At 57.4% G+C, this 14,341-nt stretch carries 12 protein-coding genes and 1 pseudogene; 9 read left to right on the plus strand and 4 right to left on the minus strand.

Features of this window, described 5'->3' with window-relative positions; genetic code table 11:
* Nucleotides 1-25: 25 nt before the first annotated feature.
* Nucleotides 26-1,138 (plus strand): succinylglutamate desuccinylase/aspartoacylase family protein, encoded by a 1,113-nt coding sequence (locus HGO40_RS21250; RefSeq protein ID WP_250964620.1) that lies wholly within the window; start codon nt 26-28, stop codon nt 1,136-1,138.
* A 65-nt stretch (nt 1,139-1,203) separates the two neighbouring features.
* On the plus strand, nt 1,204-1,920 hold the full coding sequence (locus HGO40_RS21255; protein ID WP_250964621.1) for an alpha/beta hydrolase: 717 nt from the start codon (nt 1,204-1,206) through the stop codon (nt 1,918-1,920).
* 387 nt (nt 1,921-2,307) lie between these two features.
* Here HGO40_RS21255 and HGO40_RS21260 read toward each other — a convergent pair whose 3' ends face one another.
* The 3 genes from HGO40_RS21260 to HGO40_RS21270 form a co-directional block, all read right to left on the minus strand.
* Nucleotides 2,308-2,895, minus strand: coding sequence for a DcrB/PsbP domain-containing protein (locus HGO40_RS21260; RefSeq protein WP_250964622.1), 588 nt, complete (start codon nt 2,893-2,895; stop codon nt 2,308-2,310).
* A gap of 85 nt (nt 2,896-2,980) precedes the next feature.
* Nucleotides 2,981-3,766 carry a hypothetical protein gene (locus tag HGO40_RS21265; protein ID WP_250964623.1) on the minus strand — a complete coding sequence of 262 codons (786 nt, stop codon included), beginning with the start codon at nt 3,764-3,766 and terminating at the stop codon, nt 2,981-2,983.
* A 238-nt stretch (nt 3,767-4,004) separates the two neighbouring features.
* The gene (locus HGO40_RS21270) at nt 4,005-4,289 is read right to left on the minus strand and encodes a hypothetical protein (protein WP_250964624.1); all 285 of its coding nucleotides are present in this window, start codon (nt 4,287-4,289) and stop codon (nt 4,005-4,007) included.
* Nucleotides 4,290-4,473: 184 nt separating this feature from the next.
* Here HGO40_RS21270 and selD point away from each other — a divergent pair, with 184 nt between their 5' ends.
* Both selD and mnmH read left to right on the plus strand, forming a co-directional pair.
* Nucleotides 4,474-5,508, plus strand: a complete 1,035-nt coding sequence (gene selD / locus HGO40_RS21275) for a selenide, water dikinase SelD (RefSeq protein ID WP_250964625.1) — start codon at nt 4,474-4,476, stop codon at nt 5,506-5,508.
* Entirely contained in the window at nt 5,508-6,611 is a 1,104-nt protein-coding gene (gene mnmH, locus HGO40_RS21280; RefSeq protein ID WP_250964626.1) for a tRNA 2-selenouridine(34) synthase MnmH, read from the plus strand. Before selD ends, mnmH begins: the two co-directional genes overlap by 1 nt.
* Before the next feature lie 182 nt (nt 6,612-6,793).
* Here mnmH and HGO40_RS21285 read toward each other — a convergent pair.
* Nucleotides 6,794-7,465: pseudogene (locus tag HGO40_RS21285) on the minus strand (histidine phosphatase family protein).
* A gap of 904 nt (nt 7,466-8,369) precedes the next feature.
* Between HGO40_RS21285 and HGO40_RS21290 the strand changes: the two are divergent.
* The 5 genes from HGO40_RS21290 (at nt 8,370) to HGO40_RS21310 (ending at nt 14,275) form a co-directional block, all read left to right on the plus strand.
* Nucleotides 8,370-9,980, plus strand: coding sequence for an AMP-binding protein (locus HGO40_RS21290; RefSeq protein ID WP_250964627.1), 1,611 nt, complete (start codon nt 8,370-8,372; stop codon nt 9,978-9,980).
* On the plus strand, nt 9,977-11,416 hold the full coding sequence (locus HGO40_RS21295) for an FAD/NAD(P)-binding protein (RefSeq protein ID WP_250964628.1): 1,440 nt from the start codon (nt 9,977-9,979) through the stop codon (nt 11,414-11,416). Before HGO40_RS21290 ends, HGO40_RS21295 begins: the two co-directional genes overlap by 4 nt.
* Nucleotides 11,417-11,426: 10 nt before the next feature.
* Nucleotides 11,427-12,593, plus strand: coding sequence for an alkaline phosphatase family protein (locus HGO40_RS21300; protein ID WP_250964629.1), 1,167 nt, complete (start codon nt 11,427-11,429; stop codon nt 12,591-12,593).
* 129 nt (nt 12,594-12,722) lie between these two features.
* Nucleotides 12,723-13,421 (plus strand): glutathione binding-like protein, encoded by a 699-nt coding sequence (locus tag HGO40_RS21305; RefSeq protein ID WP_250964630.1) that lies wholly within the window; start codon nt 12,723-12,725, stop codon nt 13,419-13,421.
* A complete protein-coding gene (locus HGO40_RS21310; protein ID WP_250964631.1) occupies nt 13,418-14,275 on the plus strand; it encodes a PhzF family phenazine biosynthesis protein in 858 nt (285 codons plus the stop codon). Before HGO40_RS21305 ends, HGO40_RS21310 begins: the two co-directional genes overlap by 4 nt.
* Nucleotides 14,276-14,341 lie beyond the last annotated feature (66 nt).

The raw sequence follows: 14,341 nt of genomic DNA on the forward strand, positions 1-14,341 counted from the left end.
GTCATGCCGTCATTCGGAGTTCCTCATGCAACGCATCGACCATACCTTGCCATGGAGTCACCTGGGCACCGAACGCCGGCTCAGTGTGTTTCGTTACGGCCACGGCCCGCGCAAGGCCTACATCCAGGCCAGCCTGCACGCCGATGAACTGCCGGGCATGCGCACCGCCTGGGAGCTGAAGCAGCGGCTCAACGACCTGGAGGCCCAGGGCATGCTCAAGGGCGTGATCGAGCTGGTGCCGGTGGCCAACCCCATCGGCCTGGATCAACATCTGCAAAGTGCCCACATGGGGCGTTTCGAACTGGGTAGCGGCAAGAATTTCAACCGTTCCTTCGTGGAGCTCAGCGCACCGGTGGCGCAGCGTATCGGTGAGCGCCTGGGCGACGATCCGGCTGCCAATATCACCTTGATCCGCCAGGCCATGACCGAGGTCCTCGACGACCTGCCGCCACCTCCATCGCAACTCGAAGCGCTGCATCGCCTGCTGCTGCGCCACGCCTGCGACGCCGACATTACCTTGGATCTGCATTGCGATTTCGAGGCCGCTATCCACTTGTACGCCTTGCCGCAACAGTGGCCGCAATGGCGTTCCCTGGCCGCACGCTTGAAAGCGGGTGTGGCGTTGCTGTGCGAGGATTCGGGCGGCAGTTCGTTCGATGAATCCTGCTCCTCGCCCTGGTTGCGCCTGGCCAAGGCCTTTCCCGCGGCGGCAATCCCACCGGCGAACCTGGCGACAACGCTGGAGCTGGGCAGCATGGGCGATACCCGGGTGGAGCAGGCCCAGGCCAATTGTGAAGCCATCCTCGGGTTCCTGGCCGAGCAGGGTTTCATCGCCGGGGAGTGGCCGCCCGCGCCAGAGCAGTGCTGTGCAGGCTTTCCGTTCGAAGGCACGCAATACCTGTTCGCGCCGCACCATGGCGTGGTGAGTTTTCTGCGGGAGGCCGGTGAATGGGTGGAGCGGGGCGATCCGCTGTTTGAAGTGGTCGACCCTTTGGGCGATCTGGTCACCACCGTGCGGGCCGGCACCAGCGGTGGGTTGTTCGCCCTGGACCGTGGACGTTATACGCAGCCGGGTATCTGGCAGGCGAAAGTCGCCGGGCGTGAACCGATTCGTACGGGGAAATTGATCAACGACTGATAACTGCTGTCTACCTCACCGCACGCGCCTTGCCGTGCGGCTGTCGAAACGATGGAGGAAGATCGATGTTCAAAGCGCTCGCCCTGTTTCTGTTGCTGGTCTCATCCGGGTTGCAGGCCCAACCCTCGTTGCACACGGACTTGCCGCTCAACTACCTGGCCCACGTCGATGAGCACGCCCGGAACCGACCGCTGGTGATCTTCCTGCACGGTTCCGGCAGTAACGAGCAGGACCTGTTCGAACTCAAGGATGAGCTACCCCGGGACTACAACTACCTCTCGGTGCGGGCGCCGAAGAGCATGGAGCAGGACCGTTACCAGTGGTTCGCGAAAAAGGGCGACGGCGCTTATGACGGTGACACTTCGGACCTGAAGGCCAGCGGCCAGATGCTGCTGGACTTCATCGACAAGGCCCGGGCCAAATATTCGACCGATGCAAGCAAGGTCTACCTGGTGGGGTTCAGCCAGGGGGCGATGATGAGCTATGAAGTGGCCTTGCGACACCCTGAAGCCGTCGGCGGCATTGCCGCGATGGGCGGGCGGGTCCTGTCGGTGCTGCGGGCGGAGCTGACCCCCGACGAGTCACGCCGGACGCTGGCGGTGTTCATCGGTCATGGCACGGCAGACCCGATCATCCCGTATCACGATGGCACCGAGGCCAACAGTTTCCTGAAAACGCTGGCGCTGGAACCGGAATTCCATGCCTACCCGGGCGTCGGCCACAGCATCACTGCCTTGGAAGTCCAAGACCTGCGGGCCTGGCTGGAACGGCTCAATCCCTGACTGCAAGAAGGTCCACTGTGGGAGCTGAGCTTGCTCGCGATAGCGGTGGGTCAGCTTGTATCGATGCCATGTGGGCCGACGCCATCGTGAGCAAGCTCGGCTCCCACCGGGTTCAGCGACGGACTTAGATATTGCGTACACCCAAGTCCACTGTGGGAGCGAGCTTGCTCGCGATAGCGGTGTGTCTGTCACTAAGATGCTGACTGTTGAGGCCCATCGCGGGCAAGTCCGGCTCCCACAAGGTTCAGCGACCGACTTAGATGTTGCGTACACCCAAGTCCACTGTGGGAGCGAGCCTGCTCGCGATAGTGGTGTGTCACCTTGCATCGATGCCATGTGGGCCGCCGCCATCGCGAGCAAGCCCGGCTCCCACAGGTTTCGGGGCGCTTATTGACCGCTGGCGATCTGTTTCACCAACGCTTCATGACCTGCCTTGTCGCTGGCCCGGGAGATGATTTGCACCGCCGCCATGCGAGTGCCGGAGGCAGCCAGCAAGGTGCTGTCGAGGGTCGGCCCACCGCCCTGGGTCGCCTGGGTGTCGAGCTGTCGCAGGCCCAGGCCGGTGCCTTTTTGCTTCAGGCTTTTTTCGCTGAGGATCTTGGCGTCCGGCAGGGACTTGAGGCGCTGAACGGCGAAGTCGGCCATGGTGGTGTCGAGGAACGCACCATCGTCATCCTTCACATTCGCGCCGTTGATGATGACGTTTTCCGCTGCGATCACCACGGTCCTGCTGGTGGCATTGCTGTACATCGTCCCCGTCGCCCCGGCGGTGCCCTGGGCAGCCTCGCCGGCGGGCAATGGCATTGCCGTGAAGCCCTTGGGCAAGGTGAAGATGAACTTGCCGCCGAGCATCGATACCTTCTGCGCCGGCGCATCACTGGCAGGTTTGGCCGGGGCCGCCTGGGCGGATGCCACGACCAGGCTGGCGATGGCCCCCAGCAACAGGGCGGCGGCTTGTTTACTCAGCAATGACATTGAAACTCTCCACGGATGGTCGCGCTTGAAGGCCGATCATCCCATGGGCGTCGCACCGGACTCCAGCGCCAGCGCCGAAGAGGCGTCATTTCGGCGAAAGGAGTGTGGTAACGCCGGAGGGTGCCCGCGCCAGCAGGCGTCGGGTCACCAGCAACATGGCCACCGACACCGCGACGCCCAAGGCAAAAGCCGGCATGCCCATCACAGGCAGGGCGAGGGCCAGGGTCAGGCAGAAGGCGGCGAAGCAATACATGCCGGTGGCCGTCGCTCGCAGCAGCGTGACGGTGAAGGCCGGCCCGCGGGTGTGTTGGGAGAACACCGCCATGACGCTGCCCAGCACCGGGAACACCGCGAGCAGCCCGCTCCAGCGTTCGCCCACGGTGCTGGCCAGCAGCGTCACCGCCAGGGTCAACAGTGCGCCGGCGATCATGCGCAGCAGCAACTTGTCGGATTTTACCGCCGGCCCGTTCATCGCCGGTCGGACCGTCGGAAACAGATACGGCGCCGCCAACAGCGCGACCAAGGCGATCAGGCTCGACAACGGCAGTGAAGCCGGTAGCCAGGACAGGATCAACGCCACCACGGCCCAGACGCCCAACGCGGTGCCCAGCGCCCACGGCCAGTTACGGCGCTGGGCGACTTGGGCGTACACCACGCAGAAGGCAATCATCGCAAACATGGCCGCCAATGCCGCGGTCGCCGACTGCGCGGCAAACAGCTCGCCCTGTTCCACGGCCAGGAACAACAGAATCGGCCCCACTACCACTGGCAACCCCGACAGCCAGCCGGCCACGCTCGGCCCCCAGCGCCTGCCAGCCCGGGAAATCAGCAGCAGGAACATGGGAATCACCAGCAATTTGAGCAGCAGCACGCGCTCATCCTTGTCTGTGGTAGAAGCGCCCCGTTAGCACCGTCTGGCTCAATGCCCTATACAGCGCACTCCCACAGGATTGGGGCGTCTGGGCTAACGTCATCGCGAGCAAGCTCGCTCCCACAGTGGGGCGGTGTGGGTCTCGCCATTGGGTTCGACACCCCCTGTGGGAGCGAGCTTGCTCGCGATAGCGGCGGGACGGCCATGACGCTTATCAGGCCGCGGTGCCTGGGAAACCTCAGTCGGGTTCCACGTCCAGTAGCAGGCTGTCATCAGCCAGGCGTTCGGCTCGCCGGACAATGCCGCTGATGCGTTTGCCTTCGGCGCTGAATACCACGATCTGGGCCTTTTCCAGATCCGTCGGCAATGGCGGGCGCAGGTGCAGCGCGAACCAGGGCGGTTCGCCGTCGTCGAGGCGTTTGACATCGAACTGGCAGTGGACGCTTTTGGTTTCGCGACCAAATAGCGTGTCGAGGCCGTAATCGATATGAGTGCTGTCGGCAGCAGCGGGTGCGAGGCGCATCGGCAGTCTCCTGGGTGGATAAGCGGGGGTGATGTTCAAGTGATCCCTTCAGAAATGGAAAATTCCATCTGATGGGCTGAGGGGGGAATCGCCCCAACCTGTTGTATGGGTGAATGCTCGGCGCGGCACTGAGTCGGTGGCGTTGCTGCTAGAATCGGCCCATTGACTGAATAGAGGGATGCCCATGAGCGAGCCGATTCGCCTGACCCAGTACAGCCACGGCGCCGGTTGCGGCTGCAAGATTTCGCCCCAAGTGCTGGAAGTGATCCTCGCCGGCAGTGGTGCGCAGAACCTCGACCCGAAGCTGTGGGTCGGCAATGCTTCTCGCGACGACGCGGCGGTGTACGCTATCGACGAGGAGCGTGGAGTGGTTTCGACCACCGATTTTTTCATGCCGATTGTCGATGATCCCTTCGATTTCGGCCGCATCGCTGCCACCAATGCCATCAGCGACATCTATGCCATGGGCGGTGACCCGCTGATGGCCATCGCGATTCTCGGCTGGCCAGTCAACGTGTTGGCCCCGGAAATCGCCCGGGAAGTGATTCGCGGCGGTCGTTCCGTGTGCGACGAGGCCGGTATCCCCCTGGCGGGCGGGCACTCGATCGATGCGCCTGAGCCGATGTTCGGCCTGGCGGTGACAGGCCTGGTGCAAAAGCGCCACATGAAGCGCAACGACACAGCCACCGCTGGTTGCCGCTTGTACCTGACCAAGCCCCTGGGCATCGGTATCCTCACCACGGCGGAAAAGAAGGGCAAGCTGCGCGCCGCCGATGTTGGCCTGGCCCGTGACTGGATGTGCACCCTCAACAAGCCTGGCAGCCGCTTCGGCAAGCTCGACGGCGTGACCGCGATGACCGATGTCACCGGTTTCGGCCTGCTCGGGCACTTGGTGGAAATGGCCGACGGCAGCCAACTGACCGCGCGCATCCGCTACGACGCGGTGCCGCGTTTGCCAGGCGTCGAGTACTACCTCGACCTGGGCTGCGTGCCGGGCGGAACGCTGCGCAACTACGACAGCTACGCCAGCAAGGTCGGTCGGGTCCAGGACCTGCACAAGCGTGTGCTGTGCGACCCGCAGACCAGCGGCGGTTTGTTGGTTGCCGTCACCCCCGAAGGCGAGGGCGAGTTCCTGCGGGTGGCCGCTGAACTCGGTCTGGCGCTGGAACCCATCGGCGAGTTGGTCGAGCGACAGAGTCACGCGGTCGAGGTGTCTTGATGAGCCATGACATCACCGATTACCGCGACATCTTCCTCAATGATTTACCGATGATGGACACGCGCGCCCCGGTGGAATTCATCAAGGGTGCCTTTCCCGGCGTGGTCAATTTGCCGTTGATGACCGACAACGAACGGCAACGCGTCGGTACCTGTTACAAGCAGCAGGGGCAGCAGGCCGCCATCGTCCTGGGCCATCAACTGGTGTCCGGCGAGACCAAGGCCCAGCGCATCCAGGCTTGGGCCGCGTTCGCCAAGGCCCATCCCGAAGGCTTGCTGTATTGCTTTCGCGGCGGCTTGCGTTCGCAGATCGTCCAACAGTGGCTCAAGGACGAAGCGGGCATCGACTACCCTCGGGTTGGCGGTGGCTACAAGGCGATGCGCACGTTCTTGCTGGACACCATCGAGCAGGCAGTCGCCCAGTGCGACCTGGTGCTGCTGGGCGGCATGACCGGCACCGGCAAGACCCAAGTGCTGGGCCAACTGGGCAACAGCCTGGACCTGGAAGGGTATGCCAACCATCGCGGTTCGAGCTTCGGCAAACGCGCCACGGGCCAGCCGTCCAACATCGATTTCGAGAATCGCCTGGCCGTGGACGTGCTGAAAAAGCGCGCCGCCGGTATCGGGCAATTTGTGCTGGAAGATGAGAGTCGTGCGGTCGGCAGTTGCGCCTTGCCGCTGTCCTTGTATCAGCGCATGCAGCAGGTTCCGATGGTCTGGCTGGAGGACAGCGTGGAGCGTCGGGTCGAGCGGATCCTGCAGGATTACGTCGTCGATCTTTGCGCGGAATTTGTCGCGGTGCACGGCGACGAAGGCTTCTCGCTGGTTTCCGAGCGACTGCTGGCAAGCCTGGACAACATCCACAAACGCCTGGGCGGCGACCGCCACCGACGCCTGAAGGACATCCTGGAAGCCGCCTTGGCCGAACAGGCCAACAGCGGCGCCGTCGATTTGCATCGCGGGTGGATCGAAGGTCTGTTGCGTGAGTATTACGACCCGATGTACGTGTTCCAGCGGGAAAAGAAAGGGCTGCGGAGCGAGTTCTCGGGGGAGCAGGCGGCGGTGCTGGCGTACTTGCGCGAGCGGGCGCTGAGGGGCGGGTGACCACCGAAAATCCCCTGTGGGAGCGAGCTTGCTCCGGGCGGCGATCCGACGATAGCGGTGGATCAGTGGCGGTGATGTTGGCTGATACACCGCTATCGCGAGCAAGCTCGCTCCCACACTGTTCTGTGGTGCTGCCAGATATTGATGCCTTGCCCAATTCCCCTGTGGGAGAGGCTCGCTGATCAGGTCGGGCAGGTCTCCTGGCCATTATCCAACCCCTGCTTATAGCTCTGGCTGGTGAGGCTGGCCTTGCCGTTGTGCCAGGTCAGGGTCAGCACATACAGCGAATCGAAGTCTCCCGAGGCCCAGTCATCGGTAATGGTCTGCTTCTTGCCCAAGGCCTCCCCGGCGACTTCGTTGATCAGCTCCGGCAGGTAACCATGGGACCAGGCGGTGTAGATGGTGGCGTTGTGGTACTTGTCGTCCAGCAGTTCATCAGCCAGGTCGCTGGTGTCGTTGGCCGATTAATTGATGTTCACCGGCAACCCGAGCTTGATGGCGCTGGGGCTGATGGTCATCAGCGGGCGAATGTAGCTGTAGGAGTTGTCCAGCTCGCCCTCCTCGACATTGCGGGTAGGGTTGGCCGCGAACACGTAATCGGCCTTGCCGAATTTTTCCGGCAACAGGGTGGCCAGGTCGATGGCGCGGTTGAGGCCCTGGCAGTTGAGCTGGCCCAGGCCGCCGGCGGGTTTCTCCGCGTGGCGCAGGAACACCAGGGTCTGTACACCGTCGGCTGGCTGGGCACGACTGACGCTGGAATCCAGCGACAACACCAGGCCACAGACCACAAGCAGCGTCGGCAGCATCAGCCACGAACGGTGTTTGAAACGTCTGGCGAAATTCAGTGGGTTCATCATCGAATAAATAGTCTTCGGCACGCGTGAGTCAGGCTGACAAACCCTGGCACCGCGAGGCGCCTGGCTTCGGGTGTTTTCCCTGTCGTTACGCCTCGTCGAATTCTCGGGGGCATTGCTCAGAGTCCCTTTGAGCGCTTTGGTTCGATTTTGGCTGCACTGTAAGGCCTCCTGCGAGGAGGTAGGGCGAATGTTAGCGACAGGATGTTGCGGATTTAAGAAGGGGTGGTGTGAATTCTGTGACGGGGCCATGGAAATTTGAATTTAGCGAATCGTCTGCGTTCACCGCTTCTTTCCCTGACTCATCTCCTCAGCCTCGACAGAAGTCTCATGTTCGTCCGGCACTGCAAGGTTCTGCATCTCAGCTACTGACTGCTCTTTTGTTTAATTAGGTGTCGTACTTATCTGACAGGTGTCTTACCTAGGCCTGCAAAATATTGGTGCTGTATTTTTTTGATGATGCTTACTTTCGATATATCTTTTGCATGGAGTGTGGCGACTCCTAAGTAGTTTGCGAAGGTGCTGTTACATTTTGTGGCTTTTGCGAATAACTTTGAAACGCCCACTGCGTATGGTTAGTTCGCCTAAACAAACAGTTGAGGGTTGACAGGGGGATCAACAGCCGCTAAACATTGAGTTCAGATGACAGCCAAGGAAGGCGGAAAATGATTAGGATAACGCCTGGGTTTCGTCTCGCGTATGTTTGTTGTCTTAACAAACTCTCTCCCTGATTATTTACATCGATGTGTGTCTACGGAACACCACTCTCAGTGGTGGATAATTTGCTGCGGCCTTCGGAATCTTATGTTTTTCACGAAATATATGATTCAGATATGCCTTTAGTAAAATCAAGCCTGGCATTGGTGCGCCTTGTTTCCAATTTCTAGATCATGGTGTTCTTTGGTTGACGGCGTCACGCTTAAAGCTTGATGCGCCAAATTATAAATATAAGGGTTTATTTATGTCTCAGGCAGTTCCTCATGATTCGATACTTGATCTTGTACTGGATCACTGCTACTCCTCACCTGGTGCGACAGCTATTGTGGTAGGTGATGATGTTGTCACATATCAAGAGCTCAGAAATAAAATATATAAGGTGTCGGCTTATATTCAAGGCAGAGGTGTAGCGATCGGTAGTGTAATTGCGATTATACAAAATAATATTGGTGATGCGCTTGCCTCTATGTTGGGGTGTCTCCACGCGGGATGCATTTACTGCCCAATAGACCCCTTTATGCCTTCTGCAAAAATACAACGTACCTTGGCCGTAGCCAATGTCGAGTTCGTTCTATCCGAACAAGGCCTTCCTTATATTTGGAAAATCAATGATCCTGAGTTTGTCCACTATAAGGAACTGCCTACACCTGCATCCTGTGCTGCCCTCACGCAACGCTACCATCCCTTGGCCTACATTATGTTCACCTCTGGATCAACTGGAGACCCCAAGGGAGTAGCTATTGGGCATGCCAATCTGATTGAGATATTCAAGGGGTGGGACGCGGTCTATCAATTAAAAAAACTCAAAAGGCATCTTCAATTCGCCAGCCTCTCCTTTGACGTGTTTGCTGGTGACTGGCTTCGTGGGCTTTGTTCCGGAGCCATAATCTACGTGCCTTCTTCAACCGAGAAACATGTTGTTGAAAGTCTAGCTGACTTTATTGTTGCCCACCAAATAGAGTGCGCCGAGTTTACTCCAATAATTCTTAGGGAGCTCTGCGGTTATGCATTGAGAAATGACGTAAAACTGAGTAGTTTCAAACTGCTGATTGCTGGGTCTGATGTTATGCGTGTTAGGGAGTTTAAGGATGTTCGTAAAATAATTTCTGATGACTGTCGCTTGGTGTTTTCATATGGGACGACCGAAACAACTATAGATAGCACCTATTTTGAGGCTACCCATGAAGCGCTGAGTAAGCTCCAAAATGATGCTCCTCTTCCTATTGGTGTGCCCTTTCCGTGTACTTTAATTACGATTCTAAAAGATGACGGTACGCATACTGATCTCCATGAGGTGGGAGAACTCTATATTGGCGGAGGTGGTGTTGGTCAGGGGTATTTGCACAATGACGTCAGAACATCAGGTCGATATCTGCGTCGTCTACCGCTTGGTCGCCATGCTCGATGGTACCGGACGGGCGACCTGGCTTCATATGATGGGCAAAATTTCAATCTTCATGGCCGCGCCGATGCTCGGATTAAAGTACCCGGAAAACTCATAGACCTCACAGAGTTAGAGGCGCACTTGCGCGCCCATGAAGATATTTTGGAGTGCGTTGCTACCACAACACCACACGATTTAAATAAAAAAATACTTTTGCTGGTAAAACTAAAGCCGACGAGTGCCAAACTAAAGCGCGAAGCAATCGCCCAGCATGTTTCCAGTCTTGAGGATTATCCTGTCAGCAGTAATGATATTTACTTTGCTAAGGATTTGCCGGTGACCATGAGTGGCAAGATAGATCGAGTTGAAGCGAATAGGATAGCTATCACGTTGCAAGCAGGAGCGGCCAAATGAGAATTCTTCAAGTGGGTGCGGGGCCTACCGGAGTTAGTCTGTTTATTCAGCTATGCTCTCACCTCGAAACACAATATTCTGTACTTGAGTACGTTATAGCCGATGGGCGAAAACCGGGCTCGGGTCTGGCTTTTGGTACCGGCTATAGCAGTCATCTGATCAATCTGCCTGCTTCAGTCATGAGCATTAATCCTGATAATTCTTTAGAGTTTGTCGAGTGGCGCGCAAAAAATCAATCGTTATGGCAAGAAGCGTTCTCGGATAAAGAACAGGCATGGTCAGAGTTTCCATCGCGGCGTTTATTTGGATTGTATGTAGGTCACCAGTTACAAAGCGCGCTGAACGGCGCCTCTTTTGCGGAACTTATTAATACGTCGGTTTCCTGTGTAACACCTATTCAGTCTGTTGGAAAGTTTTCCGTGGAGTTTAGCAACGGCACCAAAGAAATTTTTGACAAGGTTATTATTTGTATCGGGCATGCGCCTAGGTTTCCGTTGCTACCCAATGCCCCCCAAAAGCTATTCTGCTCTCCCTACCAAACTATGGATATACCGACCCACGCCACGGTGGGGATTATTGGTTCTCGGTTAACGGCGATTGATGCAGCGCTGGCACTACAAGAAAAAGGTCATACTGGAAAAATAACCATGGTATCCAGAACCGGCAAACTACCCAAGGTTATTGCTGAGCACTCTGGCTATGATCCAAGCACGTTTATCACAGCTCTGCTGAATGAAAAAGACCAAACACTTGAGTCCATTCTTGCGCACCATAAAAAAGAACTCGATAGGGTCACAAATGGTCTCATTGACTGGGATACCCTAGCAAAACCCGGAGCGACACGGATGGAGGAGCTTGAGCGAGAAATAAGCAGTTGCTCGCAGGGTAATCATCTGTGGCAAAGCGTTTTGTTGGCCTCTTATTCGATCATAGATAAGTTGTGGGCGAAGCTAAGTGATCCAGAGAAAGCTGCGTTCATGGAAAAATACTATGGACCTTGGATGACGTATTTAGCGGCGTTTCCTGCCTCTAGTGCTGTACGTATACTGCAATTGATGCAGAGTGCGCAGTTAGAGATTCACGCTGACTTACAGGGAATCGAAACAACTGAGCAGGGTTTTGATATCTATCATGGTCGAAACGAATGCTTGAATGTTCAGTACTTGATCGATGGGCGTGGTGTTGGTTATGGAGATAAGGACTTAAAAGAGGTGCCCTTGTTGAGGAGTATGTTAGCCAATGGCTCGATCACGATCAACCCATTGGGTGGTCTCTCCATCAATCCACTAACTTATCAAGCACTTTCCAATCGTAATAATGAGGTTCCAGGGCTCTTTGTCGTGGGTGATTTGACGAAGGGAGAGTTTCTGGCAACCACCGATGTAGTACGCAACGTCATGCACAGCGTCGCTGCCAGTTCCGCTATTCTTTCTTGAGACCGCTGACATGAAGATATCGACTCAAAACGCGTGTCACGCTCAAAAGTCCGGATTGTCTCAACTGTCACATGCCATTTTGGCGAGTCTGGGTGTTTCCTCATTTGATTCTGGATTCGGTCTCCAACCTACAAATGGACTGGTCATTTTTATAGTTGACGGTTTGGGTCAGCTATTGCTCGACGAGTATCAGTCCCATGCACCATTCCTGAAAACACTGCTTCGCACAGGTCAGTCTTTTGGAGTCGGATTCCCTGCCACTACCGCGGCCAGTTTGGCTTCTTTTGCTCTCGGTCAAGGAAGCGGTCAGCATGGCATAGTTGGGAGTCGCTTTGCGTTGGATAATCAGACCGCATTTTCCCCGTTGTCATGGCAAACGGGCAGCATTTGTCGTAGTCAGACAAACGGTGCTCATTCCGTTGACCTTCCAATTTTTACAGTCGAAAAGACAGCTTGGGAAAGTGCCAGTGAGCTGGGGCTGAAAATAGAATGCATACTCCCGTTAAAAATTGCTAACTCCTATTACAGTAAAGCCATTTATAAAGGGGCCACAATCACTCCCTATATGGACTATTGGCATTGTGGTTTTAAAATTAGAGGGGCGTTAAAAAAATCATCGCGACGGTTGATTTACGTTTATTTGGGTGAGTTGGATTACGTGGGTCATGTCTATGGTACGAACTCAGAAGCTTGGCTCGACAGCCTGCGACAGGTGGATACTCTGATCTCCTCAACGGCCAGCGCGCTTGTTCGAGGAACAAAGCTACTTGTCGCTGCCGACCACGGCATGACAACTCTTTCTTCTGAAGCCATTTTCGACTTCGATACCGACCCCGGTCTTCAAGAGGACGTGTCGTGGATTGCGGGTGATATTCGTGCCCGGCACATTTACGCGGAGGCTGGAAAAACGTCGGCCGTATTAGAGCGCTGGAAGAACAAGCTCGGCGACGATTTCATGGTGCTTTCTCGCAGCCAAGCGGTTGATGAGGGTTTGTTCGGAGGGCCTGTGAGAGCCTCCTTCGAACAGCGCTTGGGAGATCTGATTGTATATCCGACAGGACGCGGTGGCATCGTACAGAGCCTTACGGAGAAAAAACAAACGTCATGGAAAGGGCATCACGGGGCCTTGACTGAGGAGGATCAGCTTTCTCCGCTTCTGATTTACTCCAAAGGATAACTCCATAGGCCCGTGGCTCGGCTCAGAGCCACGGGCCTACCAATTCATCCAACGAAAAATTCCGGATCCAAAAGCTGAGCCTTCTGATTTAAGCTCCAGTTCTTTAGATAAACACCTGGAGCCGACCCCATGCCCGACTTGACCCCGTTCCCCATCACCGAAAAATGGCCCGCCCAATACCCGGAGTGGCTCCAGCTCTACTCGCTGCCTACCCCCAACGGCGTGAAGGTCTCGATCATGCTGGAGGAGATCGGCCTGCCGTACGAGCCTCACAAAGTGGACTTCGCCAGCAACGACCAGTTGTCGCCTGAGTTCCTTTCCCTGAATCCCAACAACAAGATCCCGGCGATTCTCGATCCCCATGGGCCGGGAGACCAGCCGTTGGCGCTGTTCGAGTCGGGGGCGATCCTGATTTATCTGGCGGACAAGAGCGGGCAGTTGCTGGCCCAGGAATCGGCGGCGCGCTACGAGACGATCCAGTGGCTGATGTTCCAGATGGGTGGGGTCGGGCCGATGTTCGGGCAGTTGGGGTTCTTCAACAAGTTCGCCGGCAAGGACTACGAGGACAAGCGGCCGCGGGATCGGTATGTCGAGGAGAGCAAGCGCCTGCTCAAGGTCCTCGATGGCCGTCTGCAAGGCCGGGACTGGATCATGGGCGAGCGCTACACCATCGCCGATATCGCCACGTTTCCCTGGGTGCGCAACTTGATCGGTTTTTATGAGGCCGGTGATCTGGTAGGTATCCAGAACTTCCCCAATGTGACGCGGGTATTGGAGCGCTTCCTGGCGCGACCGGCTGTGGCGCGCGGGTTGAAAATTCCGGAATGAGTGGCCCGACGTCCCGCCGTTTCGATTACAAGCAACTGGATGTGTTCAGCGACGTGCCGCTCAAAGGCAATCCACTGGCGGTGGTGCTGGGGGCCGATGGGCTCGGTGACGGGCACATGGCGGCCTTTGCCAATTGGCCCAACCTCAGCGAATCCACGTTCCTGTTGGCGCCGCGGCACCCGGAAGCCGATTACCGGGTGCGTATCTTCACCACCTCGACCGAGTTGCCGTTTGCCGGGCATCCGACCTTGGGCAGTTGTCACGCCTGGCTGGAAGCCGGCGGCGTGCCAAAAGGGCAGGAGATCGTGCAGGAGTGCGGCGTCGGCCTGGTCAGGATTCGCCGCAGCGATCATGGGTTGGCGTTCCTCGCGCCGCCCTTGCTCAAGTCCGGTCCGCTGGACGCCGAGCTGCTGGAGCGGGTGCGCAAGGGGCTGGGGCTTGCCGCGGAGGCGATTGTCGAGGCGCAATGGGTCGACAACGGTGCCGGCTGGCTGGCGGTGATGCTCAAGGATCGCCAGCAGGTGCTGACGCTTGAGCCTGATTATCAACGGTTGTTGGATCTGGCCGTGGGCGTGATTGCCCCCTGGGATCGGGCCGTGGACGGCGCTGAGGCCCACTTTGAAGTGCGCGGCTTCATCGCCGGTGATGGCATGCCCGAGGATCCGGCCACCGGAAGCCTGAACGCCGGGCTCGCGCAATGGATGCTGGACAAAGGCCTGGCGCCGGCGTCCTACGTGGTCAGTCAGGGACTGACGATGGGCCGGGCCGGGCGCATTCATGTCGAGCAGGTGGGGGAGGAGGTCTGGATTGGCGGCGCAGTCGTGACGTGCATCAATGGCTCGTTGACCGTGTGAGGCGATTATTGCTCGGCTGGTAACACTCTGTTTTCCAGCAGGCGTTTGTGCCCTGGCTGGCCAGGG

The sequence above is a fragment of the Pseudomonas sp. CG7 genome, from assembly GCF_023701885.1.
Lineage (GTDB): Bacteria > Pseudomonadota > Gammaproteobacteria > Pseudomonadales > Pseudomonadaceae > Aquipseudomonas > Aquipseudomonas zanjanensis.

Bases quoted from the DNA above. Each gene is read 5' to 3' on its own strand.
- HGO40_RS21250 (WP_250964620.1), top strand. From the start codon at position 26: ATGCAACGCATCGACCATACCTTGCCATGGAGTCACCTGGGCACCGAA.
- HGO40_RS21260 (WP_250964622.1), bottom strand. From the start codon at position 2,895: ATGTCATTGCTGAGTAAACAAGCCGCCGCCCTGTTGCTGGGGGCCATC.
- HGO40_RS21305 (WP_250964630.1), top strand. From the start codon at position 12,723: ATGCCCGACTTGACCCCGTTCCCCATCACCGAAAAATGGCCCGCCCAA.
- HGO40_RS21270 (WP_250964624.1), bottom strand. From the start codon at position 4,289: ATGCGCCTCGCACCCGCTGCTGCCGACAGCACTCATATCGATTACGGC.
- selD (WP_250964625.1), top strand. From the start codon at position 4,474: ATGAGCGAGCCGATTCGCCTGACCCAGTACAGCCACGGCGCCGGTTGC.
- HGO40_RS21255 (WP_250964621.1), top strand. From the start codon at position 1,204: ATGTTCAAAGCGCTCGCCCTGTTTCTGTTGCTGGTCTCATCCGGGTTG.
- HGO40_RS21310 (WP_250964631.1), top strand. From the start codon at position 13,418: ATGAGTGGCCCGACGTCCCGCCGTTTCGATTACAAGCAACTGGATGTG.
- HGO40_RS21300 (WP_250964629.1), top strand. From the start codon at position 11,427: ATGAAGATATCGACTCAAAACGCGTGTCACGCTCAAAAGTCCGGATTG.
- mnmH (WP_250964626.1), top strand. From the start codon at position 5,508: ATGAGCCATGACATCACCGATTACCGCGACATCTTCCTCAATGATTTA.
- HGO40_RS21295 (WP_250964628.1), top strand. From the start codon at position 9,977: ATGAGAATTCTTCAAGTGGGTGCGGGGCCTACCGGAGTTAGTCTGTTT.